The sequence below is a fragment of the Novosphingobium indicum genome (genome assembly GCF_014645195.1).
GTDB lineage: Bacteria > Pseudomonadota > Alphaproteobacteria > Sphingomonadales > Sphingomonadaceae > Novosphingobium > Novosphingobium indicum.
Map to the genome: position 1 here is coordinate 129,218 of NZ_BMLK01000006.1, position 25,062 is coordinate 154,279.

Sequence of the window (25,062 nt, forward strand, 5' to 3'; positions counted from 1 at the left end):
CCAATGCCTCAGATCGCACAGCTAGCCGCGACCTATTCCAGCCAGATTTTCTGGCTGCTGATCTTTTTCGGTTTCACCTTCTTCGCCGTTGGGCGGGGCATGGTGCCGAAAGTGATGGATACGGTGGCGCAGCGTGACAAGCAGATTGCCGACGACCTTCTCGCCGCGGAGCGTGCTCGCAAGCAGGCTGACGAGGAAGAGGAATCGTGGCGCAAGCGTGAAAACGCCAACCGTGCCCAGGCCCAGGCCCTGATCGCTGAAGCGCGCAGCAAGGCTGCTGCTGCTACCGAAGAGCGTCTGGCCGCTGCCCAAGTCCTGATCGACAGCAAGCTCGCGGAAGCCGAAACCCGTATCGCCGAAGCGCGCCGCTCGGCTGCGGCAGAGATCGAAGACGTCGCTGCCGACGCCGCGCGCGACATCGTCAGCCGCGTTGCCGGCCTTTCGCTGGACGACACTGCCGTGCGTTCGGCCGTAAAGGAGAACCTGGTCCATGGCTGATGATGTTGCTATTCAGCACAACCTTTCCGCGGAAGGGGCCGCCCTCGCGGGTGCCGAAACCCATGCCACGGTAGAGCATCACGCCGAACCGGCTCTGCTCGGTATTGCTCCACCCGTCGCGGTCGTCAGTACGTCTATGATCGTGCTGCTGGCCATCGCGGTCTGGAAGGGGTTGCCCGGCATGCTCACCAAGGGGCTCGATTCCCGCATCGCGGAGATCAAGGCTCAGCTTGAGGAAGCAAAGACCCTGCGCGCCGAGGCAGAAGCCTTGCGCAAGGAATATGCCGACAAGATCGCCAACGCCGAAAAGGACGCGGCGGCCATGATCGAGCACGCCCAGCACGAGGCAGAAGCCATCGTTGCCAAGGCGGAGCATGACGCTGCCGAGGTGATCGTTCGCCGTGAAAAGATGGCGCAGGACAAGATCGGAGCTGCCGAACTCGCCGCTGTGACCGGTCTGCGCAATCAGGCCGCAGCAGCGGCCGCCGCCGCAGCCAAGGGGCTGATTGCTGCCAACCACTCGGCCGATGCCGACAAGGCACTGGTCGATCAGGCTATTGCCGGTATCTGAATTCCGGCCGTTTCGGCCATCTGTAGATTTTGAAAAGCCTCCGCTGATTGCGGGGGCTTTTTCATTTTCCGGCTCAAAGATCTATCTCCTGCTGGCGTCCGGCACACGAAGCGCTAGGTTCGTGCCATAATAGCAAGGAGAGTGGATGCCATGTTCATCAAGCTGACCGGGATCGATCGGACGCCAACCGCGATCAACGCGTCTCAGGTCACGTTCGTGACGCAGGTTTCCGACGGCACCCGGATACGGTTCGGCGAGGGCCGCAGCGTTACCGTGGTCGAGCCGCTGGATGAGGTGATGGATCGCCTCAACCGCACTTTGTCTTTCCCTGACACCTAGCTTCTTACGGCGCGGTGGTGACGGTGCTCAGAAGTTGTCCTTCGCCGCGCGCAGGGCAGCAAATGTCGCCACCGCATCACCGCCGCCACCCCAGCGGGCCTCCATGTCCGGATCGTCGGCGCGCAGGAACGGATTGGTCTTGAGTTCGCGGCCCAGCTTGGCGGGAACCGTCGGCAATCCTGCCTCGCGCCAGCGTGCGATGTCCTTCGCGTAGGCTGCGAGTTCGGCGTTGTCGGGATCGGCATGCAGGGCGAAGCGGAGATTGGCCTCGGTGTACTCGTGTGCGCAGTAGATCATCGTTTCGGGTGGCAGCGCCTTGAGGCGTTTGAGGCTGTCCCAGAACTGCGGAGCCGTCCCCTCGAACATGCGGCCGCAGCCCAGCGCAAATAGCGAATCCCCGACGAAGGCCATGGTGGCGCCTGCAACGTGGTAGGCAATGTGTCCGAGCGTATGCCCGCCGACGTCGATGACACCGGCCTGCCAGTCGCCGATAGCGACGATGTCGCCCTGTTCTACAAGACGGTCCGCGCCTTCGATCTTTTCGGCATCGCCCGCCGGTGCGGTGATCTGGCAACCGGTGACGGCCTTGATGGCCTCGTTGCCGCCCGCATGGTCGGGGTGCCAGTGGGTGTTCCAGATCTGCGTAATCTGCCAGCCCTTGCGGCCTGCCTGACGCAGATATTCGTTCGCATCGGGTGTGTCGATGCAGACGGTCTCCTCGCTGTCCGGATCGTGCAGCAGGTAGCCGTAGTTGTCGGACAGGCAAGGGAACTGGTGGACTTCGAGCATCTCAATCTCCTTGCCCCCAATGTAGCCATGTTACGGCAAAGCAAAAGCCCGCCCGGATCGCTCCGGACGGGCTCTTGGTGATTTGCTTTGCCGTGTCCCCGAAGGGACGGCACAAGATCAACGGTTCTTCAGCGCCTCGCCGAGGATGTCGCCGAGCGATGCACCCGAGTCGGACGAACCGTACTGTTCCACGGCTTCCTTCTCTTCGGCGAGCTGACGCGCCTTGATCGAGAAGTTCGGCTTCTTCGAACGGTCGAAGCCGGTGACCATGGCGTCGATCTTCTGGCCGACCTGGAAGCGGTCCGGACGCTGTTCGTCGCGGTCGCGGCCGAGGTCCGAGCGCTTGATGAAGCCGGTTGCGCCGTCTTCGCCAGCCTGCACTTCGAGGCCGCCATCGCGGACTTCGAGAACGCTGACGGTGACGACTTCGCCGCGGCGGAGCGAACCGCCGGTTGCGACACCGGCTGCCGGAGCGCCACGCTCAAGCTGCTTCATGCCGAGGCTGATGCGTTCCTTCTCGACGTCGACGTCGAGAACGACAGCTTCGACTTCCTCGCCCTTGCGGTGCAGAGCCAGGGCGTCCTCGCCCGAGATGCCCCAGGCGATGTCCGACATGTGGACCATGCCATCGACGTCGCCGTCCAGGCCGATGAACAGGCCGAACTCGGTGGCATTCTTGACTTCGCCAGCAACCTGCGAACCAACCGGGTGCTTCTCGGCAAAGGCTTCCCAGGGGTTTTGCTGAGCCTGCTTGAGGCCGAGCGAGATGCGGCGCTTGTCGGAATCGACTTCCAGCACCATGACTTCGACTTCCTGCGAGGTCGAAACGATCTTGCCCGGGTGGACGTTCTTCTTGGTCCAGGACATTTCGGACACGTGGACGAGACCCTCGATGCCCGGTTCCAGCTCCACGAAGGCGCCGTATTCGGTGATGTTGGTGACCGTACCGGTGAGCTTGGCGCCGACCGGGTACTTGACCGCTGCACCTTCCCACGGATCGCTCTCGAGCTGCTTCATGCCCAGCGAGATGCGCTGCGTTTCGGTGTTGATGCGGATGATCTGCACGGTGACGGTGTCACCGATATTGATCACTTCGCTCGGGTGGTTGACGCGCTTGTAGCTCATGTCGGTGACATGGAGCAGGCCGTCGATGCCGCCGAGGTCGACGAACGCACCGTAGTCGGTGATGTTCTTGACGACGCCGTCGATGACCTGGCCTTCGCTCAGCTTGTCGATCAGCTCGCTGCGCTGCTCGGCGCGGGTCTCTTCGAGAACGGCGCGGCGCGAAACGACGATGTTGCCGCGGCGACGGTCCATCTTGAGGATCTGGAAGGGCTGCGGCACGTCCATCAGCGGAGCGACGTCGCGCACCGGACGGATGTCGACCTGCGAGCCGGGCAGGAAGGCCACGGCGCCGTCGAGGTCGACGGTGAAGCCGCCCTTGACGCGACCGAAGATCACGCCTTCGACGCGCTTGCCTTCGCCGAATTCGTTTTCGAGCTTGTCCCACGCGGCTTCGCGGCGGGCGCGGTCGCGCGACAGCATCGCTTCGCCGTCGGCGTTCTCGACGCGGTCGACATAGACTTCGACTTCGTCGCCGACCTTGAGGCCGTGCTCGTCTTCACCACGCGCGAATTCGCGCAGCGGCACGCGGCCTTCGCTCTTGAGGCCTACGTCGATGACGGCCTTGTCGTTTTCGATGGCGGTGATGGTGCCCTTGACGACGCGGCCTTCGAAGCCGTCGTCAGCGACGCCACCGAGCTGCTCGTCGAGCATTTTCGCGAAATCGTCGCGAGTCGGATTGGCAGAAGTAGCCATTGTTCAGGTGTTTCCTGTCTTTACGATTTTTCCGGCCAGGCGGTTGTTTCCGCCGGTCTTTCTCCGCCATCCGCACCATTGCATCGGCGGGCCAAAAGGGCCGAACTGCCGCAGGCGCCGAACGCGGTCTGCGGCGTTCTCCGGCCACTGGAGCCTTCGAACCGGCGCGCCGTACGCGCGTGTGTGCAGAAATGCAAGGAAAATGGCGTGCAAAGCGGCAGCGCGCCGTCGGTTTCAGCGGTGCTCGGCGAGCAAGGCGTCGACAGCCGCGATCGCTGCGGCAATGGCTTCCTCGCGCCGCAGGCCCGATGTCTCGATCACCAGCGCATCTTCGGCGACCACTAGGGGCGAATCCTTGCGCGTGCGGTCGCGTTTGTCACGGGCTGCGAGGTCGGCGGTGATGTCCTCGATCGAGACCGCGCGATCCTGTTCGAGCATTTCGCTATGGCGGCGCTCGGCGCGGGCTTCGACACTTGCTGTCACGAAGAGTTTGGCGTCTGCTTCGGGTGCAATGACGGTGCCGATGTCGCGCCCGTCAAGGATGGCACCGCCGGGTTGGGTCGCGAAGCTGCGTTGACGCTCGTAGAGGGCCTTGCGCACATCGGAATGGATCGAGACGCGGCTTGCCAATCCGCCAGTTGCCTCGGAACGCAGCTCGGGATCGTCAAGCAGGCTATCGGGAAACGTGCAGGCGGCGCGGGCATCGGCGGGATCGTCCGGGTTGCCGCCGTTGAGCGCGCATTGTCGCCCGACTGCGCGATAGAGCAGTCCGGTATCGAGATGCGGCAGCCCGAAATGGGCGGCGAGGGCCCGCGCAATCGTGCCTTTGCCTGAAGCGGTCGGTCCATCCACGGCGATAATCATGCCGTTCCCATGACGCGCCGCGCCGGGGTTGGCAAGGCTGAGCCGTGTTCGGTTCAGTCGGCGATGTCTTCCGCCCATAGCGCGCCGTTCTCGGCAATGAAGCGCGCCATCAATGCGATGCAGCGGGGATCGTCGACGATGTCGACGGCAACGCCATGATCGTGCAGGAACTGCTCGTTCCCGCCGAAATTGCGGTTCTCGCAGATGACTGCGGTTCTCGCAGATGACGACGTGGGGGATCTTGAATTGCACGATCGTCCCCGAACACATCATACAGGGCGACAGCGAGGTGTAGAGCGTGCAGTCGCGGTAGCTGGTCTGGCGTCCGGCGTTCTGCAGACAGTCCATTTCGCCGTGGAGGATAGGATTGCCTTGCTGCACCCGCCGGTTGTGGCCGACTGCGATGATCTCGTCGCCGCGGGTCAGTGTCGAGCCGATCGGCAAGCCGCCTTCATGATAGCTCTTGAGCGCCTGTTCGTAGCAGGCATCGATGGCCCGCTGGCGGATGCCGCTCACGCCGAGAGCCCATCCAGCATTGCCTCGAACACTGGGAAGCTGGTGGCGATGGGGCGCGTGTCGTCGACTTCCACGCCGTCACGACTCGCGAGGCCGGCGACGGCCATGGACATCGCGATGCGGTGGTCGAGATGGGTCGCGATGGGGCCTTCGGTGCCGGGCAGGGGATCTCCGCCGGAACCTGTGATCACGAGGCCGTCCGCGCGTTCGTCGATTCGCGCGCCTGAGGCGGTGAGGGCGGCTGCCATCACGGCGAGGCGATCCGATTCCTTCACACGCAGCTCGTCGAGCCCGCTGGTGACCGTCTCGCCCTCGGCAAGCGCGGCAGCGACGAAGAGGGCAGGGAATTCGTCGATCATGCTGGGGGCGATGGCGGGATCGACCTCGATGCCTTTGAGGGTGGAGTGCTTCACCAGAAGATCGGCCACCGGTTCACCGCCGACTTCGCGCGGATTCAGTTCCTCGATATGGCCGCCCATCTGGCGCAGGACGTCGACCAGTCCGGCGCGGGTCGGGTTGAGGCCGACATTCTCGATCACGACTTCGCTGCCCGGCGTAATCAGTGCAGCCACCAGAAAGAAAGCGGCCGAGGATGGGTCGCCGGGTACGTCGATCACTTGCGGGCGGAGTTCGGCTTCGCCCCGGATCGAAATCACGCGGGTGCCGTCCGGTTCTATCTCGACATCGAGTTCGGCGCCGAAGCCGCGCAACATGCGCTCGGAGTGGTCGCGCGTCGGTACCGGCTCGATGACCGTCGTGATGCCCGGCGTGTTGAGTCCGGCGAGCAGCACCGCGCTCTTGACCTGCGCGGAGGCGACGGGAAGGCGGTAGGTGATCGGAACGGCCGGACTGGCGCCTTTGAGGATCAGGGGGAGGCGGCCCCCTTCGCTTGCCTCGAAACTGGCGCCCATTTGCGAGAGCGGATCGATCACCCGCCCCATCGGCCGTTTCGACAGCGAAGCATCGCCCGTGAAGGCCGCCGTTATCGGGTGGCTGGCGATAAGTCCCATGAGGAGCCGCGTGGATGTGCCGGAATTGCCCATGTCGAGCGGGCTCTGAGGCTGCAGCAGCGCGCCTACGCCCACGCCATGCACCGACCAGGCGCCTTCACCGTTGCGCTCCACCGTTGCGCCCATCGCCCGCATCGCGGCGGCGGTGGCCAGAACATCTTCGCCTTCGAGAAGGCCGGTCACCCGTGTTTCGCCGACCGCCAGAGCGCCGAGCATGATCGAGCGGTGGCTGATCGACTTGTCACCAGGCACGCGAATCCGGCCCTTGAGCGGCCCTGCAGGCAGGAAGCGGCGGGGACGCATGACGGAATCGGGGGCGTGGCTCAAGGATCTGGCTTTCGTTGCAGGGCAGGCCGGAAAATCGCGCGGCTTTTGACAGCGCGGGCCGCCTATGGCAAGGCGCGCGCCCTGATGCGATCCGGATGCTTGATTTTGAGTCCGGGCCTTACCATCAATTAGGATTTTACGCCCTTACCCATCCGGGTAGGCAAGACGAGGACAATTCATGGCCAAGCCTGAGTGGGGCGCCAAGCATGGCTGCCCGAAATGTGGCACCCGCTTCTATGACCTGGGCAAGGACGACCCGGTTACCTGCATCGAGTGCGGTTACGAGTGGAACCCCGAGCCGGTGCTCAAATCCAAGCAGCCGATTCCCTTCGAGGAAGTCCAGAAGAAGGAAAAGGTCGAGACCGAGGACGATGATCTGGCCGATGACGATCTGGACATCGATGAGGACAGCGATTCGCCCGACAACGACGTCGATCTCGGCGGTGACGATGATCTCGGCATCGGTGGCGGCAAGGACGAGGACGATCGCGACGAGTAAGGACGCAGGGGGCGTCCGGTAAAAAATCGGATGCCTCCAATTTCCCTCTTGCCAAGCGGGAAAGCCCCCATTAGAGGGCGGCCTCCCAAGCGCAAGCAAGGAGATAGACGGACCTCCCAGGGCCGTCTGAACGAAATGGCACGGGGCCTTAGCTCAGCTGGGAGAGCGCTACAATGGCATTGTAGAGGTCAGCGGTTCGATCCCGCTAGGCTCCACCATTTCGCTACATAAGTTTCGCGCGATAGCGACACGCTGGTTGACGAGGTTTCGTCCACCGGCGTTTTTCGCGTAATATGGCGCATGCGTCGGTCGGCGAGGTTTCGTCCACCGACGTTTTTGGCGTTTTGCAGACTTCGCCAGTCTGCGTGATGGAATTCGGCGCGATGTTCGCCCGGAGTGAGGACAGGAACGACAATGTTTGATTCTCTATCCGATCGTCTTGGCGGCGTATTCGACAAGCTGCGCGGTCGCGGCGCGCTCAAGGAGCAGGACGTCCGCGATGCCATGCGCGAAGTTCGCATCGCGCTGCTGGAAGCCGATGTGGCGCTGCCGGTGGTTCGCCGCTTCGTCGATCAGGTTACCGAAAAGGCGATCGGTCAGTCGGTCCTGCGCTCGGTCACGCCGGGCCAGCAGGTCGTCAAGATCGTCAACGACGCGCTGGTGGAGATGCTGGGCGGCGATACGACGCCCGAACTCGACCTCAATGCCGCGCCGCCGGTCGTGATCATGATGGTCGGTCTGCAGGGCTCGGGCAAGACCACCAGCACTGCCAAGATTTCCAAGTTCCTCAAGGACAAGCAGGGCAAGAAGGTCCTGATGGCCTCGCTGGACGTGAACCGTCCGGCTGCTCAGGAACAGCTCAAGGTGCTGGGTGAGCAGGTCGGCGTTGCCACGCTGCCGATCATCGCCGGCCAGCAGCCGACCGAGATTGCCACCCGCGCGCTGCAGTCTGCCAAGCTGCAGGCAGTGGACGTGCTGCTGCTCGATACCGCAGGCCGTCTCCACGTCGATCAGCAGCTGATGGACGAGATGAAGGCGGTCTCCGCCATCTCGTCGCCGCGCGAGACGCTGCTGGTGGTCGACTCGCTGACGGGTCAGGACGCTGTCAACGTTGCCCAGAGCTTCTCCGGCGAAGTTGACCTGACCGGCGTCGTGCTGACCCGTATGGACGGTGATGCGCGCGGCGGTGCTGCGCTTTCCATGCGCGCCGTCACCGGCAAGCCGATCAAGTTTGCCGGCACGGGCGAAAAGCCCGAAGCTATCGAGATCTTCCACCCCAGCCGCGTTGCCAACCGCATCCTCGGCATGGGCGACGTCGTCAGCCTTGTCGAAAAGGCCGCCGAATCTGTTAAGGTCGAGGAGGCTGAAGCGCTGGCCAAGCGCATGGAGCAGGGCAAGTTCGACATGAACGACCTGCGCATGCAGCTCAAGCAGATGCAGAACATGGGCGGTCTCGGCATGCTGGCGAACATGATGCCGGGCATGAAGAAGGCCAAGGCGGCCATGGCCGCCTCGAACATGGACGACAAGGTGCTGGTGCGCATGGACGCGATCATCGGTTCGATGACGCCCAAGGAACGCACAAATCCCGCACTTCTCAACGCCAAGCGCAAGATCCGCGTCGCCAAAGGGTCCGGCACGCAGGTCCAGGACATCAACAAGCTGATCAAGATGCATCAGGAAATGTCCAAGGCGATGAAGCAGATCAAGAAGATGGGCGGCCTCAAGGGCCTCGCCGCGATGTTCGGCAAGGGCGGCCTCGATGGCGCCATGCCGGGTCTCGGCGGGCAGGGCCTCGGCCCGGGTGCCGGCGGATTGCCCGGGCTCGGCGGCGGAGGCGGTCAACCCGATCTCAGCAAGTTTCTAAAAAAATAATTTCAAGAGTTTGATAGAAAGGTAGAAAAATGTCCGTTGCTATCCGTCTTTCGCGCGGTGGTGCCAAGAAGCGCCCCTACTACAAGATCGTCGTTGCCAACTCGCGCGCTCCGCGCGACGGCAAGTACCTGGAGCAGATCGGTACCTACAATCCGCTGCTCGCCAAGGACGACGAGAACCGCGTGAAGCTGAACGAAGATCGCGTGAACTACTGGCTCGGCGTTGGCGCCCAGCCGACCGACCGCGTTGCGCGTATGCTCGACAAGGCCGGCCTCAAGGAACGCGCCCCGACCAACAACCCGCAGAAGGGTGAACCGGGCGACAAGGCCAAGGAACGCGCTGAAGAGCGTGCCGAGAAGCTGCGCGAAGCTGAAGAGGCCGCCAAGGCTGCTGCCGAAGCTCCGGCTGCTGAAGAAGCACCGGCCGAAGAAGCTGCCGCTGAGGAAAGCACCGAGGAATCGACCGAGGCTTAAGCCCGGAGATTTTGCGGTATGGCTACCGACATGCCTGTCACGCTCGCAGCCATTGCCGGCGCGCATGGCGTGACGGGCGAAGTCCGCCTCAAGCTGTTCGGAGAAGGCGTGGCAGCGCTCAAGTGCTACCGCGCCTTCAACGATTCCACGCTGACGCTGAAGAAGCTGCGCGACGACGGCAAGGGTGGCGCTATCGCGCGCTTTGAGGAAGTGCCGGATCGTACAGCTGCTGAAAAGCTGCGCGGTACGGCTCTTACAGTGCCGCGCTCGGCCATGCCGGACCTCGCGGAGGGCGAGTACTACCACGCCGATCTGATCGGCCTAGCCGCCGTTTCGGATGAAGGCGAAGCGTTGGGATCGGTCGTCGCCGTCGAGAACTTCGGGGCGGGGGATGTGCTGGAAATCGAACGCGCTGAACCGGACGACAAAGGCCGCGTACAACGCTTCATGGTGCCCATGATCGCATCCGCAGTCCCCGAATGGGATGCGTCTCGCGTCGTTGTCGTGGCGGCATTCGTCGAATAGGGCATTGGGCCCTGAAGCGGCGCAGCGGGGCGTTTGAACTGGAAGGCGAAACGATCATGGCAATTGTCACGCTGGCGATCCTGTTCGTCGTTCCGGTTCTGATCGGGCTGGGGCTGGTCCTCTTTAGGTCAGGCATGGCAAGCTGGCTCTGCGGCCTGATCGCCACGGTGCCTGGCGCGGTCGCCATCTTCGGTATGGCCGCCTTCATCTACATCACTGCAGACATGAGCCCGTGCGAGACGCCGCCCTGCCACAATACGGGGCCTATGTGGTTTTATGCCTTGCTTGTGGTGGGTGTTGTGAATCTTGCGATCGGGTTCGGTCTGGGCATGGTTGGATATGTTCTGGGTCGGCAGCTGGCCAGGCGTCGGCCTGATGGCGGCCGGACATGACCTTCGCCGCCACAGTCCTCACGCTCTACCCGGAGATGTTTCCCGGCCCGCTGGGCATATCGTTGGCGGGCAGGGCGCTTGAACAGGGCAAGTGGTCGATCACGCCTGTGCAGATCCGCGATTTCGCGACCGACAAGCATCGCACCGTGGACGACACGCCTGCGGGCGGTGGTGCCGGTATGGTGCTCAAGGCCGATGTTCTCGCCAGTGCCATCGACCATGCCCGCGGCCTCAATCCCGATGCGCCGGTGCTGGCCATGACCCCGCGGGGGAAGCCGCTGGCGCAAGCGCGGGTGCGGGAGCTCGCCGCAGGTTCGGGCGTCACCATCCTGTGCGGCCGTTTCGAGGGATTCGACGAGCGGATTTTCGCGGGCAGGGGTGTGGAAGAGATCTCCGTCGGCGACATCGTGCTTTCCGGCGGAGAACCGGCGGCTTTGATGCTGTTAGACGCTTGCATTCGGCTGCTTCCCGGCGTAATGGGCGCGGCTTCAAGCGGGACCGAGGAGTCGTTCGAGGACGACCTTCTCGAGTATCCGCACTACACCCGACCTGTCGAATGGGAAGGGCGCACGATCCCTGAAGTGCTGCGATCGGGGGATCATGCGAAAATCGCCGCCTGGCGGAAACAAAAGGCGGAAGAAGATACACGGTTACGCAGACCGGACCTTTGGGAGCGCCATGTCGGTGCTCGGGACCAGTCTGCCTCTGGCGCGCGGCACAGAACGAAGGACTTGGGTTCATGAACCTGATTCAGCAGATCGAAGCCGAGGAAATCTCCAAGGCTGCCAAGGATATCCCGACGTTTCGCCCGGGCGACACCGTTCGCGTCGGCGTGAAGGTCGTTGAAGGCACCCGTACCCGTGTGCAGAACTTCGAAGGCGTGTGCATCGCGCGTTCGAACCGCGGCATGGGTTCCAACTTTACCGTTCGCAAGATCAGCTTCGGTGAAGGCGTGGAGCGCGTTTTCCCGCTCTACTCGCCGAACATCGATTCGATCACTGTCGTGCGCAAGGGCATCGTGCGCCGCGCCAAGCTGTACTACCTGCGTGGTCGTACCGGTAAGCGCGCCCGCATCGCCGAGCGTCGCGACTTCAGCGAAGCCAAAGGCTGAGCTGAAAATATCCGCAAGGATGGACAGAAGGAGGCGGTTCGATTTCGGGCCGCCTTTTTCGTGTCCGGCGCAGTGGGCTCCGTCGCCGCTCTCGATTAAACTATTTTCACCGAATCGAGATGCCTATCGTCGCCTGCGGCAGCCGGGCAGGAATGCTGCATTGCGGTGATTTGCTCCCATGCGCGAGTCGGCGCGCTGCGTCGTCGCGCATGTTGCATTGCACAAGCCCGAAATCGGCAAGAGAATGGCGGAAAAACGCGATAAACTGCGGATTTGACGGTGGTTTAGCCCTTGCCACCGCCGTCAAAACCCGCTCAATTCCGTGCCTATCCGAGGCGATTCAAACATATCCCAACACAAACCGATTCCACTGAAAGGTAGGGGGTTCCCAGAATGAACAAGAACGATCTCATCAGCGCAGTTGCCGACTCCAGCGGCCTTACCCGTAGCGATGCGACCAAGGCGGTCGAAAGCGTGTTCGACGCCATCACCGGTGCGCTGAAGAAGGGCGACGAAGTGCGTCTGGTCGGTTTCGGCACCTTCTCGGTTGCCAAGCGTAAGGCTTCGACCGGCCGTAACCCGCGCACCGGCGAGCCGATGGAAATCAAGGCTTCGTCGCAGCCGAAGTTCAAGGCCGGCAAGGGCCTCAAGGACGCTGTCAACTAAGGCGCCTTGCGGTCTGTAACGCCTCGCAGGCCAGAAACGATTACGCCGCGCCAACCTCGGTTGGCGCGGCGTTTTTCGTTTTGAGCGAACTTTGTGAAAGCTCTGCTCAGTCTACCATTTTCAGGAGGGCGGTTGGGGCCGCCTTGGTGCGCGGATTGATTTCCCATTCCAGCGCCTGACCGCCGGGAGCAGACTTCGGCCCTTCATCGGTATTGTTGGCCAGGATCTGCGCATCGGTCAGGACAGTGAAAGTGCCATCCGCCAGGGCCGTGGGGCTGTCGTCCGACTTATCCGTGCTGGCCATGCCGGACATCATACCGGCCATGGCCGCGCTGCCGCTCGGAGGACCGAAGCCGGGCGCGTCGATGCGAATGCTGCCGTCGTGGCGCAAGGAGACCTGGACAAAGGCGTTGCTCACCGGGAAGTCTTCCATGGTCGGAAAGACGAAGTCGTGGCCCAGCGTGCCGGAGATCGCGAAATCGACGTCGAACTTGCCTTCGCCCATGTACTCGACCTTGTTCCAGCCGGTCTGGCGCCGCAGCTTTTCAGCCATTGCCTTGCCGGCTTCGGGATTGCTCGGGTCCATTCCGCCCAGCATCATCTGGGCAGCCTGTGCCTTGCCTTTGTCCTTGCTGGCGTTTTCCTCCTCCCACTGCGCCTTCTGATCGCCGATTTCGGCAGGGGTGCAGTCACGTTTCTCATAGGTGTCGTCGTCGTAGCAGTCGTCGGGCTTGAAGGTGGCCTTCTTGTCCGATTTGCTCGATTCCATCATCGGTATCATCAGGATCTCGCCGGTGTAGCGGAACGAGAAACTGCGATCCTTGCGTATGTCGAGGCGAGACGTGAACGCGCCCGGCGCGAAGATACAGGCAGCGGCGAGCAGCGAGAGCGCGGCGACGGCAAATCCGGTCAGCACTTTGCGGCCGGCATTTCCGTTCGATAGTGTCTGCATGATCCCCCTGATGTCTTCGATGGGCTTTTGTGTTCCTTTTACACGGTTTGGCGCATTGCTGCCGCATAGAGCGCAATGGCAGCGGCATTGCTGACGTTGAGGCTTTCCATTTCATGGCTGATCGGCAGGCGTGCGATGGCATCGCAATGTTGTAAGATATTGTGGCGCATGCCTTCGCCTTCGGCGCCCAGCACCAGCGCCACGGGACCGGCCGGCAGCGCATCTGCCAGAGTTGCTTCGCCTTCGCCGTCCAGTCCGAGGCGCCAGTATCCTGCTTCGGCAATTTCATCGAGCGCGCGGGCCAGATTGACCACGCGGATCCATGGCAGCGTTTCGAGAGCGCCCGAGGCCGACTTGGCGAGCACGCCCGATTCGGGCGGCGCATGGCGGTCCTGGGTCACGATGGCGCAGGCATCGAATGCCTTGGCCGAACGCATGATCGCGCCGACGTTGTGCGGATCGGTCACTTGATCGAGAACCACGAGCGGCCTTGCCGGATCCCCGTCGAGTACGTCTGCGAGGAACAGGTCGTCCAGAGGTTCGCATTCGAGCACCAGCCCCTGATGCGGTGCATCGCGTGCCACCAGCCGGGCCAGATCGACCGGCTGCGCCCACTCGACGGGAAAATCCGCCGGCAGCTCTCCGCCGAGCGATTCGACGGCTTCGCGCGTCGCCCAAAGCTTTCGGTGGCTGCGGTTGGGATTATTGAGGGCGGCCTCCACGGCATGACGGCCCCAGAGGCGTACCATGCCCGAAGAGGCCCGGCCGCTGCCACGCCCGTTTTTCATTCGGCCTGCACGGCCGCGCAGGGCCCGGGCCGGGCGTCCACCCTCCTGCCTGTCGCTGCGCTTGCTCATCGATTGTCCTTTCAGTGAAAAATGTGCCCCCGCTTTGGCAGCGACCCCATTGACAGGCAAGGCTCGGTTCGGCAAAGGCGCGGCTCCTCGGCAACGGGGCTCCGAAAAAAGGGCCTCGACCAAGCCGCTCCACCGCCTCGATGGCGGGAAGAGCAGCAGCCAGAAACTGGTGTGGACAGGTGGCCGAGTGGTTAAAGGCAGCAGACTGTAAATCTGCCCGCGCAAGCGTACGTTGGTTCGAATCCAGCCCTGTCCACCACCAGCTTCCTTAAGCAACAGTGACGGTTCCGATGGTCCCCATGCGTATGGGCGGGCATTGCGGTACCTGTGCACAGGGACTAGATGAAGCTGATGGCGTCAGAAATACTCGATAATCAAGGCCGTGGTGAAGCATCATGGCAGTGGCCCTCCATTCATGCCGAAGGGCGCAAGTTCGGAGCGATCGCCGGCGGCGTAGCGCTGATTGGCTGGTTGCTGCTCGGCCCTTGGGTAGGCTGGCCGCTTGCAGTGCTGACGCTTTGCGTCCTGGCCTTCTTCCGCGACCCGGTGCGCGTGACGCCCCAGGACGACCGCGGCATTGTGGCGCCGGCCGACGGGCTGGTGACGCTGATCAGCAAGGTCGCGCCGCCGCGTGAACTGACGGTGGACGACGGGTCGGGCTCTGCGCCGATGCCGAATGCGCCGGTTACCCGTGTCTCGATTTTCATGTCGGTGTTCGACGTGCACATCAATCGCGCGCCGATTGGCGGTACTGTCAAGCGCGTGATCTATATTCCCGGCAAGTTCGTGAACGCAGACCTCGACAAGGCGAGCGAAGAGAACGAGCGCCAGCACGTGCTGATCGAGCGTAGCGACGGCACCCGCATCTGTTTCACGCAGATCGCCGGCCTTGTGGCGCGGCGCATCGTGCCTTTCATCAAGCCGGGCGATTTCATCGCTGCCGGTCAGCGCGTCGGCCTGATTCGCTTTGGCAGCCGTGTTGACGTCTATCTTCCCGCTGGTGTGGAGCCGCGGGTGGTGATGGGTCAGAAGACGATCGCCGGCGAAACTGTCCTTGCCGAACTCGGCGCCGCACCTCTGATCGAGGGCGTTGTGCAGTGAGTATTGAACCCGGCGACGGATCGGCTCCGGAACACGATGGGTTTGTGGAGGGTAAGGGCGCCGGCCGACGCCGTCTCGCGCGCGGTCTCTCGATGCGCGCCATTGTGCCCAATGCCATTACTGCCGCCGCACTGTGCGCGGGCCTGACCGGCATTCGCTTCGCCATCGGTGGTGATTTCGAGCGTTCGGTGCAGGCTGTGATCCTGGCCGGGCTGCTCGACGGTATCGACGGTCGTGCCGCGCGCCTACTCAAGGCGCAGACGCGTTTCGGCGCTGAGCTCGACAGTCTCGCCGATTCGATTTCCTTCGGCGTCGCCCCCGCGCTGATCGTCTATCTTTGGAGCCTCCACCAGTTGCCGAGCGTGGGGTGGATCGCGGCTCTGGCCTTTGCGATCTGCTGCGTGCTGAGGCTGGCGCGTTTCAACGCGCGGCTCGACATGCTCGATCAGCCGCACAAGCAGGCCGGTTTCCTGACCGGCGTGCCTGCTCCTCTGGGGGCAGGTCTCGCTTTTCTTCCGCTCTATCTGTGGATCGCCAGCGGCGTTTCCGAGTTTGCCAATCCCATCCTAGTCAGCGGATGGATGGTTCTCTGCGCTTTCCTGATGATTTCCAGCTTGCCGACGCTGAGCTGGTCGCGGCTGCGGCCGCCTCCCAGCCTGCGTCTGGGCATGATTGCCCTTGTGGGGCTGACCATGGCGGCGCTGCTTACCGAGCCGTGGTTCACGCTTGTGGCGATTACGATCGTCTATCTGCTGCTGATCCCGATCGGTCTGGTGACGTACGCCAAGGTCAGGCGGCAAGCGCCAGCCCAGGCCACTCCAGACCCTGCGCCGGAGTATTTTGACGAACAGGGCGCACCGCTCGGTCCATCCTGAGCGCGAACGGCCCGGGATAGCGCCTGCGTTCAATCGACTTCCAGTTGATGGCCATTTCCCCGGGACAGGCTTTCAGCTCGCCCCGAAGCGAAAGCGCGCGCTTGCCATGGCGACGCCAGCTTGCGGCAATGATGCCGGCAGAGATTAGGGCGGCAAAGGCGAAGAGGCAGGCAGCGAACGCAGTCATGACCGATCCTTTCGAGCCATCGTCCGCGACATGTGTGCAGGTCAGTGGACGGCTTGTGGAAAACGCTAATCTGTTCTAATAATGTTCTTGCGAGCTTTTGTTCGCTTTTTGTTCCTAAGTTGTCAAGCGCTAATTGGAACATTGCGTCGTAAGGCCATCATTCCGTCTCCCTCGGCGACAGCTCCGCCTGATTGGCGTAGGCTTCCACACCGCCCCGGATGCCTTCATCCGGGGATCCTGGAACGAAGATGAGGCAGGTGATGGCAAAGGTTACGGGGTTGGGCGGCGTGTTCTACGTCGTGAAGGATCCGGCCGCTACGCGAGCGTGGTATCGCGATACGCTCGGCATCGATGGCGAATATGGGCCGATGCTGCTGTGGTCGGAAGAGAAGGGCGAGAAGCCCTATTCGCTCATCAGCCACTTTTCGGACGAGACCTACATTCGGCCGGGCGCAGGCGCTTTCATGATCAATCTGCGCGTCGATGATCTCGATGCGTTCGTCCAGGATCTTCGCGCCAAGGGTATCGACGTGCTGGATTCGGTCGACGAGGGGTACGGCAAGTTCGCGTGGCTTCTCGATCCCGATGGCGTGAAGATCGAGCTTTGGCAGCAATGCGAGGCACCGGAATAGGTCGACCGAACACGATCCAGAGCAGGACGATCCCGTTAGGTGTCAGGCTTACGAAGGTAACTGGCCGCGAGCGGGCCGGTCGGAAAGTCAGGCCGCGCTTCTGGCCGTGCGCGCGTAATGATGCAGGCGATGCGTAATCGGTTTGGGCCGCAGACGGCGGCGCATGTGTCGCGGCAGTGGCAGAGCGTCAATCTCCAGCTCAGCCCCGGCACGAGGATCCATGGTGTGAATGGTAATCTCTTGTACCGTATGGGCACCCGCCAGCTCGGTGCGTAGTCGTGCGATTGCAGGAAGGGCGGACTTGAGACTTATCCAGATGGTCACGAATGCGGCGATTGCCGCAAGGGTGAAAAGTAGAGATGGAATGACACTCATCATGTGTCTCCTTCGGCGATATCACCCCCCGGTGACTTTCAAAAACCCCCAACAGATATTCGCGTTCTTGAAGTGTTAGCTAATTTACTGTCATATTTGCCGATTAAAAGCTTTTAAGAGCCTGCCGTTCCCAAAACGGACCGGAATCTGTTCCGAAACGGAGGAAAGTGCGGCGAATCGCCCGAAGTGCGCGATAGAAGGGGGCTGGCTTTCCATCGTGAATGCCTCTAAGGGCGAGCGCGCTTAGGCGATCGGCCCCGAATCGGGGGGCGGCAACCTCTGCAAATCCACATGGAAAGCACACATACCGGTGCCGCGGCGGGCTGATCTGCACGGTTCCAGCTTTCCAGAGGCATAACCGGAAAGGAATTACTTATGGCGGCTCCTGTCGTCACCATGCAGCAGCTCATCGAAGCCGGTGCCCACTTCGGCCACCAGACCCACCGCTGGAACCCGCGGATGAAACCGTACATCTTCGGCGCCCGCAACGGCATCCACATCATCGACCTGTCGCAGACCGTGCCGCTCATGGCCCGTGCGCTCGATTTTATCTCGGCCACTGTCCAGTCGGGCGGCAAGGTGCTCTTCGTCGGCACCAAGCGTCAGGCTCAGGAGCCGATCGCTCAGGCTGCCCGCGCTTGTGGCCAGCACTTCGTCAACCACCGCTGGCTGGGCGGCATGCTCACCAACTGGAAGACGATCTCGCAGTCGATCAAGCGCTTCAAGGCGCTGGAAGAGCAGCTTGCCGGCGACACCCACGGCCTGACCAAGAAGGAAATCCTTCAGCTCACCCGTGAGCGCGACAAGCTTGAACTGTCGCTCGGCGGTATCCGCGACATGGGTGGCATCCCCGATGTCATGTTCGTGATCGACGCCAACAAGGAAGACCTCGCGATCAAGGAAGCCAACGTCCTCGGCATTCCGGTTGTGGCCGTGCTCGACACTAACGTGAACCCGCAGGGCATCGCGTTCCCGGTCCCGGGCAACGACGACGCCAGCCGCGCCGTTCGCCTCTACTGCGACGCCGTCGCTCAGGCTGCCACCAAGGGCGGCCGCGAAGCCGTGATCGACAGCGGTGCCGACATCGGCGCCATGGACGAGCCGACCGCGGAAGCCGTCGAGGCCTGATCGGCCCCGGCCACGACGTTTCGTCATGGAATTGTCGCGCGCCGGGTCCACAGGGCCTGGCGCGCACCCATATCGGGGGCCAGCAACTGGCTCCAGCAAACAAAAGGATTTGAGCGATGGCTTACACCGCCGCTGACGTGAAGAACCTGCGCGAGCGCACCGGCGCCGGCATGATGGACTGCAAGAAGGCTCTCGACGAGTCGAACGGTGACCTCGAAGCCGCCGTTGACGCGCTGCGTGCCAAGGGTCTTGCCGCCGCCGCCAAGAAGTCGAGCCGCACGGCGGCCGAAGGTCTGGTCGGCGTTGCCGTTTCGGGCACCAAGGGCGTTGCCGTCGAGGTCAACTCGGAAACCGACTTCGTTGCCAAGAACGAGCAGTTCCAGGACTTCGTGCGCAACACCACCGAAGTCGCGCTGGGCGTCTCGGGCGACGACATCGAAGCGCTCAAGGCTGCCAGCTATCCCACCGGCGGCACCGTTGCCGAAGCGCTGACCAACAACGTCGCGACCATCGGCGAGAACCAGCAGGTTCGCCGCATGAAGACCGTCGAAGTCGCCAACGGCGTCGTCGTCCCTTACATGCACAACGCTGCTGCGCCGAACCTCGGCAAGATTGGCGTTCTGGTTGCTCTGGAATCGGAAGCGCCGGCCGACGTTCTGGAAGCCCTCGGCAAGCAGATCGCCATGCACATCGCCGCGGCTTTCCCGCTGGCGCTGACCGCTGACGATCTCGACGCCGAACTGATCGAGCGTGAGCGCAAGATCGCCCAGGAAAAGGCCGCCGAATCCGGCAAGCCCGAGAACGTGCAGCAGAAGATGGTCGAAGGCGCGATTGCCAAGTACGCCAAGGAAAACGCGCTGCTCTCGCAGGTCTTCGTGATGGACAACAAGACCCCGATCCAGCAGGTCGTCGATGCGGCCGGCAAGGAAGCGGGTTCGAAGATCGTCCTCAAGGACTACGTGCGCTTCCAGCTCGGCGAAGGCATCGAGAAGGAAGAGAGCGACTTCGCAGCGGAAGTCGCCGCTGCGGTTGCCGGCTGATATTTCAGCCGCACTTCCTTTGGGAAACGAAACAAGGCGGGCCGGGAAGCGCAAAGGCTTCCCGGCCCGCTTTCGTTTGCCAAGCCGCCGCTTGTCCGGATTAGACGGATCTTCGATTTTGTAGCTTACGTGTAGTCGAGCGCCAACATTCTCCCATCCACAACCTCGCCCCTTGGCAATCCGCCTGCGCCCTCCTAAAGCCGCTCCAGACTAATCCCCAGGAGACCGAGCGGCATGTCATCCTCCCCCTACAAACGCGTCCTTCTCAAGCTGTCGGGCGAAGTGCTGATGGGGAGCCAGCAATTCGGGATAGACTCCGAATTCGTTGCCGAACTGGCCAAGGAAGTGAAGGCGGCCAAGGAAACCGGCCTCGAGATCTGCCTCGTCATCGGCGGCGGCAATATCTTCCGCGGCATGGCTGGCGCTGCCAAGGGCATGGATCGCGCACAGGCGGACTACATGGGCATGCTCGCCACGGTCATGAATGCGCTCGCAATGCAGAACGCGCTTGAACAACTGGGCGTGGAAACGCGCGTCCAATCCGCCGTACAGATGGATCAGGTCTGCGAGCCGGTGATCCGCCGTCGGGCCGAACGGCATCTCGAAAAGGGGCGGGTGGTGATCTTCGCCGCCGGCGTGGGCGCTCCCTATTTCACGACCGATTCCGGCGCCGCGCTGCGTGCCGCTGAAATGCGCTGCGATGCCCTGCTCAAGGGTACCAGCGTCGATGGCGTCTATGACAGCGATCCGAAAACCAATCCGGACGCCAAGCGTTACGAATCCGTCGATTACGACACCGTTCTCGCCGACAACCTGAAGGTGATGGATGCTTCCGCCGTGGCCCTGTGCCGCGACAACGCTATTCCGATCGTCGTGTTCTCGATCCGCGAACAGGGCAATCTCGCCCGCGTTCTGGCGGGACAGGGAACGCAGACGATCGTGCAGAAAGGAGCCTGAACAATGGCCAAGTACGACAAGGCCGATCTCGAACGCCGCATGAAGGGCGCTGTCGAAGCGCTCAAACAGGACCTTGTCGGCCTGCGCACCGGCCGTGCATCGACGCAGCTGCTCGATCCCGTGCAGGTCGAAGTCTATGGCGCGAACATGCCGCTCAACCAGGTTGCCACGGTTTCGGTGCCTGAACCGCGGATGATCTCGGTGCAGGTCTGGGACAAGTCGAACATCGGCCCGGTCGAGAAGGCGATCCGGTCTGCCGGTCTTGGCCTCAACCCGATCAATGACGGCAACACGCTGCGCCTGCCGATTCCCGATCTCACCGAAGAGCGCCGCAAGGAACTGGCGAAGCTGGCCAGCCAGTATGCCGAAAAGGCCCGCGTCGCGATCCGTAACGTGCGCCGTGACGGCATGGAAGCGCTCAAGGCCGACGAGAGCAAGAAGGAGATCTCCGAGGACGACAAGAAGCGGTCCGAAGGGGATGTCCAGAAGCTGACCGACGAGCAGATCAAGGCCGTCGACGAGGAGCTGGCGCGCAAGGAAAAGGAAATCCTCAACAAGTGAGGGTTATGTCCCACCTTGCAGTGAGTGAAACGAGATGAACGGGGATGCGCCGCGGGCGCGCCATGTTGCCATTATCATGGATGGCAACGGGCGCTGGGCCAAGAAGCGCCGCCTGCCGCGTGCGCTGGGGCACCAGCGCGGCGTGGAGGCGGTGCGCAAGGTCGTGCGCGGGGCGCGTGACCTGGGTCTGGAGGCGCTGACCCTCTATGCCTTTTCGACCGAGAACTGGCGGCGACCCGAGGAAGAAGTCTCCGATCTGATGAGCCTGATGAAGCGCTTCATCGTCTCGGACCTCGACGAATTTGCCGAGGCCGGTGTGCGGCTCAAGATCATCGGCAATTATCAGGCGTTCAAACCCGATGTCGTCGAGCTGGTCGAAAAGGCCGTCGAGCGTACGGCGCGCAATTCGGGTACCACGCTGGCCGTGGCGTTGAACTACGGCTCGCAGGACGAGATTGCGCGCGCTGCCAGCAAGGCGGCCGCCAAGGGGGCGATCACCCCCGAGACGATTTCCGCGGAACTCGATACGGCGGACATGCCGCCGCTCGATCTGCTGATCCGGACGTCCGGTGAAGTCCGGCTTTCGAACTTCCTGCTCTGGCAAGCTGCTTATGCAGAGATGCTCTTTACCGACGTGCTCTGGCCGGATTTCACCGCCGAGCATCTGAAGGCCGCGCTGAACACCTTCGCTGCACGCGAGAGGCGTTATGGGGGGCGCTGAGCAGCTTGGCGATCAGGCCCGGGCGAGAGGACTATGACACAGACTAAGTCGGACCTTGGCATTCGCGTGATCTCCGCAGCGGTAATGCTGGTCGTGGCCGGCGCGGCCGTCTGGCTGGGTGGCCCCGTGTGGATCGCGTTCGTTTGCGCGGTTGCGGTCGCAGTGCTGTGGGAATGGGTCAAGCTAGCCAGGGCAGGGACGCAGAGCCCGGCCGAGCGCGGCCTGTGGAACTTTGCCGGAATGCTCTACGTCGGCATGGGAGCGGCGATGTTGCTGTTTCTGCGCCATCCGAGCTTTACCCTCGCGCCGCTGTTGACGGTGCTTGCTGCAGTCATCGCCGTTGACGTTGGCGCCTATTTCACCGGGCGCACGTTCGGTGGTCCCAAGATTGCGCCGGCTATCAGTCCTTCCAAGACATGGTCCGGCCTTGTGGGCGGCGCACTGGGCGGGACGCTTGCGCTGTTTGCGGCCGCGATGCTGTGGCGCAATGGCAGCATATGGCTGACGCAGGCGGGCTTCGTTGCAGATGCCCCCGCCTGCTTCGGCATGCAGCCCTGCTGGTATCTCGAGGCAGGTGCCATCCCGGTTTTCGCGATGTGCCTGATGACGGGCATCCTTCTGGCCATCTGCGCGCAGGCAGGCGACTTCTTCGAAAGCTGGATGAAGCGCCGCGCTGGCGTGAAGGACTCCGGTAACCTGATTCCCGGCCATGGTGGCGCATTCGACCGCGTGGACGGTCTTCTCGCCGTGCTGTTCGTGCTGGCCCTCATGCTGTTGTTCCAGCCGCGATGAGTGCGCAGCGCAGCCTCTCTGTTTTGGGCGCCACAGGCTCGGTAGGAGCCTCCACGCTCGATCTCGTGCGTCGTGAGCGTGAAAACTGGAGCGTCGTAGCGCTCACCGCCCATTCCAATGCGCTGGAACTGGCACGCCTTGCCCGCGAGTTCTCTGCCGAAATAGCCGTGGTCGCGGATGAGGCTCGCTTGCCGGAATTGCGCGAGGCGCTCGCCGGGACCGGCATAGAGGTGGCCGGCGGTTGCAATGCCCTGATCGAAGTGGCTGGTCGCGGCGTTGATGTGACGGTCGCGGCCATCGTTGGCTGCGCCGGGCTGGCACCGACCATGGCGGCCATCGAAAAAGGTGGGGTGATCGCCCTTGCCAACAAGGAGGCCCTTGTATCGGCCGGCGAAGTCATGACGGCGGCTGTCGCGAAGCATGGCGCCACATTGCTGCCCGTCGATTCCGAGCACAACGCGATCTTCCAGTGTCTGCAGGGCAACGATGTCGCGCACGTCCGCTGGATTACCCTGACCGCGAGCGGGGGGCCGTTTCGCGACTGGTCATGGGAACAGCTTTGCGCGGCGACGCCGGCACAGGCGATCAAGCATCCCAACTGGGATATGGGCGCCAAGATCAGCGTGGATTCGGCCACGATGTTCAACAAGGGGCTGGAACTGATCGAGGCGCATCACCTCTTCCCGGTGGGCCTCGACCGCTTGCGCATCATCGTTCACCCGCAATCGATCGTGCATTCGATGGTGGAATACCGCGATGGATCGACGCTCGCGCAACTCGGCCCGTCCGACATGCGGGTGCCGATTGCGTCCGCGCTGGCGTGGCCCGAACGCATGAACACGCCCTGCGATCCGCTCGATCTGGCGGCCATCGGCGAACTTACGTTCCGCATGCCCGATGAGGTGCGCTTCCCGGCGACGCGGCTGGCACGCGATGCGGCGCACGCGGGAGGCGCTATTCCTGCAGTGCTCAATGCCGCGAACGAAGTGGCCGTTGCCGCCTTTCTCGCCGGTCAGATTTCGTTCACCCGGATTGCTGCACAGGTAGAAGACGTGCTCAATACCTATATGCCCGTTCCGCCTGCCAGCCTGTCCGACGTCCTCGATGTCGACAGCGAAGCGCGGCAGCGGGCGCGGGAACTGATGGAGGCTGCCTGACTTGACCGGATCGCCCAATTTGCTGACGACGATCTTCGCTTTTCTTCTCGTGCTGGGGCCGTTGGTCCTGATCCATGAGCTGGGGCACTACCTCGTCGGTCGCCTGTTCGGTGTGAAGGCCGATGCCTTTTCGGTCGGTTTCGGCAAGGAGCTTGCTGGCTGGACGGACAAGCGCGGCACGCGCTGGAAGCTGTCGGCTCTACCGCTGGGGGGCTATGTCCAGTTCGCGGGAGACATGAACCCGGCGAGTGCGCCATCGGCTGCAGACGACGGCCTGACGCCGGAGCAACGCTCGCACACTTTCCATGTAAAGCCGCTGTGGCAGCGCGCGCTGATCGTGTTCGCCGGACCAGCCACCAATTTCCTGCTCTGCGTGGCCATTCTGGCCGCCTTTGCCTTTTTCAACGGCCGCACGGTTGCCGAGGCCGAAGTCGCTGCCTTTACCGTGAATTCGCCAGCGCAGGCGGCGGGCATGGAGATCGGGGATCGTATTGTCGCGATCGACGGCGACAAGATCGACAGCGCTACCGAGGTGCCCGGCCGGGTCGCGTATTTTGCCGGGAAGACGCTGCCGGTCACGATCGAGCGCGATGGGCGCACTTTGGTGCTGCCGGTTACGATCGCGAGCGAGCAGGTCAGCGACGAGTTCGGCAATACGGCGAAAATCGGTGACATCGGCATCGATTTCGTTCCGCCGATCATTGGCGGCTTCTTTGGCGAATCGCCTGCCGAACAAGCCGGTTTGCAGGCGGGCGACCGCATCGTCGCCATTGATGATGCCGACGTTCGCAGCTTTGGCGACATCCCCGAACTGGTTCAGCCTTTCCCCGGAAAGCAGGTGACGGTCACGGCGCTGCGTGATGGCGAGGCGCGGGTTTTCCCGGTCACGATCGGCTCGATCACCGCCAAGGGGCCTGATGGGCAGGAGAAGGCGTTCGGCCAGCTCGGTATCCGTGCCGGTTTCGGTGAAGTGGTGCCCGTGAGCCCGACCGAAGCGGTGGAACTCGGCGTTTCGCGCAGCTTCACGATCATGGGCACGATGGTGACGGGGATCCGCCAGATTTTCACGGGCGACCGATCCGTGAAGGAGCTTGGTGGGCCGATCAAGATCGCCAAATATTCGGGCGAACAGTTCAGTCTGGGCTGGGATGCCTTTGTCGGATTTGTGGCCCTGATCTCGATTAACTTGGCATTCATCAACCTCCTGCCAATCCCTGGCCTCGACGGTGGGCACCTGGCTTTCTATGCGGCCGAAATGGTCCGCCGCAGGCCCTTGGATGTACGCAGTCAGGAATGGGCGATCCGCACCGGCGTGGCGCTGGTACTTGCGCTGATGCTGTTTGTGACTGTCAACGATCTGGTGTCTCTACCGATTTTCGGGGGATAGCCTGGAGGTTTTATCCAACGATCACAATCTCGCCGGGTTTGGCTGCTTGATCGCAGGCTTTCCATCG

At 62.8% G+C, this 25,062-nt stretch carries 29 protein-coding genes, 2 tRNA genes and 1 pseudogene; 24 read left to right on the top strand and 8 right to left on the bottom strand.

The features are described 5' to 3' along the window. The first annotated feature begins 3 nt into the window (after nucleotides 1–3). The 3 genes from IEX64_RS07750 to IEX64_RS07760 all read left to right on the top strand — a co-directional run bounded on the left by IEX64_RS07750 (nucleotide 4) and on the right by IEX64_RS07760 (nucleotide 1,408). Nucleotides 4–498: a F0F1 ATP synthase subunit B family protein gene (locus IEX64_RS07750; RefSeq protein ID WP_188819084.1), complete on the top strand. Its 495-nt coding sequence runs from the start codon at nucleotides 4–6 to the stop codon at nucleotides 496–498. After that, the gene (locus IEX64_RS07755; RefSeq protein WP_188819085.1) at nucleotides 491–1,069 is read left to right on the top strand and encodes a F0F1 ATP synthase subunit B family protein; all 579 of its coding nucleotides are present in this window, start codon (nucleotides 491–493) and stop codon (nucleotides 1,067–1,069) included. The genes IEX64_RS07750 and IEX64_RS07755 overlap by 8 nt, the downstream gene beginning before the upstream one ends. Nucleotides 1,070–1,219: 150 nt before the next feature. After that, entirely contained in the window at nucleotides 1,220–1,408 is a 189-nt protein-coding gene (locus IEX64_RS07760; RefSeq protein ID WP_188819086.1) for a flagellar FlbD family protein, read from the top strand. A gap of 27 nt (nucleotides 1,409–1,435) precedes the next feature. Here IEX64_RS07760 and gloB read toward each other — a convergent pair whose 3' ends face one another. The 5 genes and pseudogenes from gloB to aroA form a co-directional block, all read right to left on the bottom strand. Then, nucleotides 1,436–2,197 (bottom strand): hydroxyacylglutathione hydrolase, encoded by a 762-nt coding sequence (gene gloB, locus IEX64_RS07765; RefSeq protein ID WP_188819087.1) that lies wholly within the window; start codon nucleotides 2,195–2,197, stop codon nucleotides 1,436–1,438. A 117-nt stretch (nucleotides 2,198–2,314) separates the two neighbouring features. Next, nucleotides 2,315–4,015 (bottom strand): 30S ribosomal protein S1, encoded by a 1,701-nt coding sequence (rpsA, locus tag IEX64_RS07770; RefSeq protein WP_188819088.1) that lies wholly within the window; start codon nucleotides 4,013–4,015, stop codon nucleotides 2,315–2,317. A 234-nt stretch (nucleotides 4,016–4,249) separates the two neighbouring features. Next, a complete protein-coding gene (locus IEX64_RS07775) occupies nucleotides 4,250–4,879 on the bottom strand; it encodes a (d)CMP kinase (RefSeq protein WP_188819089.1) in 630 nt (209 codons plus the stop codon). Nucleotides 4,880–5,158: 279 nt separating this feature from the next. After that, nucleotides 5,159–5,395, bottom strand: a pseudogene (locus IEX64_RS24405) (tRNA-specific adenosine deaminase); the annotation flags it as partial. Continuing rightward, entirely contained in the window at nucleotides 5,392–6,708 is a 1,317-nt protein-coding gene (gene aroA, locus IEX64_RS07785) for a 3-phosphoshikimate 1-carboxyvinyltransferase (protein WP_188819204.1), read from the bottom strand. The gene aroA and the pseudogene IEX64_RS24405, both read right to left, overlap by 4 nt. A gap of 202 nt (nucleotides 6,709–6,910) precedes the next feature. Between aroA and IEX64_RS07790 the strand changes: the two genes are divergently transcribed. From IEX64_RS07790 to IEX64_RS07830, 9 genes are all read left to right on the top strand, one after another. Continuing rightward, nucleotides 6,911–7,231 carry an FYDLN acid domain-containing protein gene (locus IEX64_RS07790; protein ID WP_188819090.1) on the top strand — a complete coding sequence of 107 codons (321 nt, stop codon included), beginning with the start codon at nucleotides 6,911–6,913 and terminating at the stop codon, nucleotides 7,229–7,231. A 142-nt stretch (nucleotides 7,232–7,373) separates the two neighbouring features. Then, nucleotides 7,374–7,449 (top strand) — tRNA-Ala (locus IEX64_RS07795). Between the two features lie 196 nt (nucleotides 7,450–7,645). Then, nucleotides 7,646–9,106 carry a signal recognition particle protein gene (gene ffh, locus IEX64_RS07800; protein ID WP_188819091.1) on the top strand — a complete coding sequence of 487 codons (1,461 nt, stop codon included), beginning with the start codon at nucleotides 7,646–7,648 and terminating at the stop codon, nucleotides 9,104–9,106. A 29-nt stretch (nucleotides 9,107–9,135) separates the two neighbouring features. Then, nucleotides 9,136–9,579, top strand: coding sequence for a 30S ribosomal protein S16 (rpsP, locus tag IEX64_RS07805; protein WP_188819092.1), 444 nt, complete (start codon nucleotides 9,136–9,138; stop codon nucleotides 9,577–9,579). Nucleotides 9,580–9,597: 18 nt separating this feature from the next. Then, nucleotides 9,598–10,104: a ribosome maturation factor RimM gene (gene rimM, locus IEX64_RS07810; protein WP_188819093.1), complete on the top strand. Its 507-nt coding sequence runs from the start codon at nucleotides 9,598–9,600 to the stop codon at nucleotides 10,102–10,104. A gap of 56 nt (nucleotides 10,105–10,160) precedes the next feature. After that, nucleotides 10,161–10,496: a hypothetical protein gene (locus IEX64_RS07815; RefSeq protein WP_188819094.1), complete on the top strand. Its 336-nt coding sequence runs from the start codon at nucleotides 10,161–10,163 to the stop codon at nucleotides 10,494–10,496. Beyond that, nucleotides 10,493–11,239 carry a tRNA (guanosine(37)-N1)-methyltransferase TrmD gene (gene trmD / locus IEX64_RS07820; RefSeq protein ID WP_188819095.1) on the top strand — a complete coding sequence of 249 codons (747 nt, stop codon included), beginning with the start codon at nucleotides 10,493–10,495 and terminating at the stop codon, nucleotides 11,237–11,239. Before IEX64_RS07815 ends, trmD begins: the two co-directional genes overlap by 4 nt. Further along, complete coding sequence (gene rplS, locus IEX64_RS07825) at nucleotides 11,236–11,607, top strand: 50S ribosomal protein L19 (RefSeq protein ID WP_188819096.1); 372 nt, start codon at nucleotides 11,236–11,238, stop codon at nucleotides 11,605–11,607. The genes trmD and rplS overlap by 4 nt, the downstream gene beginning before the upstream one ends. Before the next feature lie 393 nt (nucleotides 11,608–12,000). Then, the gene (locus IEX64_RS07830; RefSeq protein ID WP_188819097.1) at nucleotides 12,001–12,273 is read left to right on the top strand and encodes an HU family DNA-binding protein; all 273 of its coding nucleotides are present in this window, start codon (nucleotides 12,001–12,003) and stop codon (nucleotides 12,271–12,273) included. Nucleotides 12,274–12,379: 106 nt separating this feature from the next. Here the strand turns inward: IEX64_RS07830 and IEX64_RS07835 are convergent, their stop codons facing one another. Further along, nucleotides 12,380–13,225, bottom strand: a complete 846-nt coding sequence (locus tag IEX64_RS07835) for a hypothetical protein (RefSeq protein WP_188819098.1) — start codon at nucleotides 13,223–13,225, stop codon at nucleotides 12,380–12,382. Between the two features lie 38 nt (nucleotides 13,226–13,263). Then, nucleotides 13,264–14,082, bottom strand: a complete 819-nt coding sequence (gene rlmB, locus IEX64_RS07840; RefSeq protein WP_188819099.1) for a 23S rRNA (guanosine(2251)-2'-O)-methyltransferase RlmB — start codon at nucleotides 14,080–14,082, stop codon at nucleotides 13,264–13,266. 173 nt (nucleotides 14,083–14,255) lie between these two features. Between rlmB and IEX64_RS07845 the strand changes: the two genes are divergently transcribed. From IEX64_RS07845 to IEX64_RS07860, 4 genes are all read left to right on the top strand, one after another. Continuing rightward, nucleotides 14,256–14,341, top strand: a tRNA-Tyr gene (locus IEX64_RS07845). Nucleotides 14,342–14,433: 92 nt separating this feature from the next. After that, nucleotides 14,434–15,183 carry a phosphatidylserine decarboxylase gene (locus tag IEX64_RS07850; protein ID WP_188819100.1) on the top strand — a complete coding sequence of 250 codons (750 nt, stop codon included), beginning with the start codon at nucleotides 14,434–14,436 and terminating at the stop codon, nucleotides 15,181–15,183. 92 nt (nucleotides 15,184–15,275) lie between these two features. Continuing rightward, nucleotides 15,276–16,058 carry a CDP-alcohol phosphatidyltransferase family protein gene (locus tag IEX64_RS07855; protein WP_188819205.1) on the top strand — a complete coding sequence of 261 codons (783 nt, stop codon included), beginning with the start codon at nucleotides 15,276–15,278 and terminating at the stop codon, nucleotides 16,056–16,058. A gap of 447 nt (nucleotides 16,059–16,505) precedes the next feature. Next, a complete protein-coding gene (locus tag IEX64_RS07860; protein ID WP_188819101.1) occupies nucleotides 16,506–16,877 on the top strand; it encodes a VOC family protein in 372 nt (123 codons plus the stop codon). Nucleotides 16,878–16,964: 87 nt separating this feature from the next. On the opposite strand, the gene IEX64_RS07865 is transcribed toward IEX64_RS07860, so the two are convergent. Further along, nucleotides 16,965–17,255, bottom strand: a complete 291-nt coding sequence (locus IEX64_RS07865) for a hypothetical protein (protein WP_188819102.1) — start codon at nucleotides 17,253–17,255, stop codon at nucleotides 16,965–16,967. A gap of 372 nt (nucleotides 17,256–17,627) precedes the next feature. Between IEX64_RS07865 and rpsB the strand changes: the two genes are divergently transcribed. The 8 genes from rpsB to rseP all read left to right on the top strand — a co-directional run bounded on the left by rpsB (nucleotide 17,628) and on the right by rseP (nucleotide 24,995). Next, entirely contained in the window at nucleotides 17,628–18,380 is a 753-nt protein-coding gene (rpsB, locus tag IEX64_RS07870) for a 30S ribosomal protein S2 (RefSeq protein WP_188819103.1), read from the top strand. A gap of 116 nt (nucleotides 18,381–18,496) precedes the next feature. Further along, complete coding sequence (tsf, locus tag IEX64_RS07875) at nucleotides 18,497–19,420, top strand: translation elongation factor Ts (protein ID WP_188819104.1); 924 nt, start codon at nucleotides 18,497–18,499, stop codon at nucleotides 19,418–19,420. 234 nt (nucleotides 19,421–19,654) lie between these two features. Then, complete coding sequence (gene pyrH / locus IEX64_RS07880; protein ID WP_188819105.1) at nucleotides 19,655–20,377, top strand: UMP kinase; 723 nt, start codon at nucleotides 19,655–19,657, stop codon at nucleotides 20,375–20,377. A 3-nt stretch (nucleotides 20,378–20,380) separates the two neighbouring features. After that, the gene (gene frr, locus IEX64_RS07885; RefSeq protein ID WP_188819106.1) at nucleotides 20,381–20,938 is read left to right on the top strand and encodes a ribosome recycling factor; all 558 of its coding nucleotides are present in this window, start codon (nucleotides 20,381–20,383) and stop codon (nucleotides 20,936–20,938) included. 34 nt (nucleotides 20,939–20,972) lie between these two features. After that, a complete protein-coding gene (gene uppS / locus IEX64_RS07890) occupies nucleotides 20,973–21,659 on the top strand; it encodes a polyprenyl diphosphate synthase (RefSeq protein ID WP_188819107.1) in 687 nt (228 codons plus the stop codon). Nucleotides 21,660–21,692: 33 nt separating this feature from the next. Beyond that, nucleotides 21,693–22,451, top strand: coding sequence for a phosphatidate cytidylyltransferase (locus IEX64_RS07895; protein WP_188819108.1), 759 nt, complete (start codon nucleotides 21,693–21,695; stop codon nucleotides 22,449–22,451). After that, nucleotides 22,448–23,608, top strand: a complete 1,161-nt coding sequence (locus IEX64_RS07900) for a 1-deoxy-D-xylulose-5-phosphate reductoisomerase (RefSeq protein ID WP_188819109.1) — start codon at nucleotides 22,448–22,450, stop codon at nucleotides 23,606–23,608. The genes IEX64_RS07895 and IEX64_RS07900 overlap by 4 nt, the downstream gene beginning before the upstream one ends. 1 nt (nucleotide 23,609) lies before the next feature. Then, complete coding sequence (gene rseP, locus IEX64_RS07905) at nucleotides 23,610–24,995, top strand: RIP metalloprotease RseP (protein WP_188819110.1); 1,386 nt, start codon at nucleotides 23,610–23,612, stop codon at nucleotides 24,993–24,995. Nucleotides 24,996–25,062: the final 67 nt, after the last annotated feature.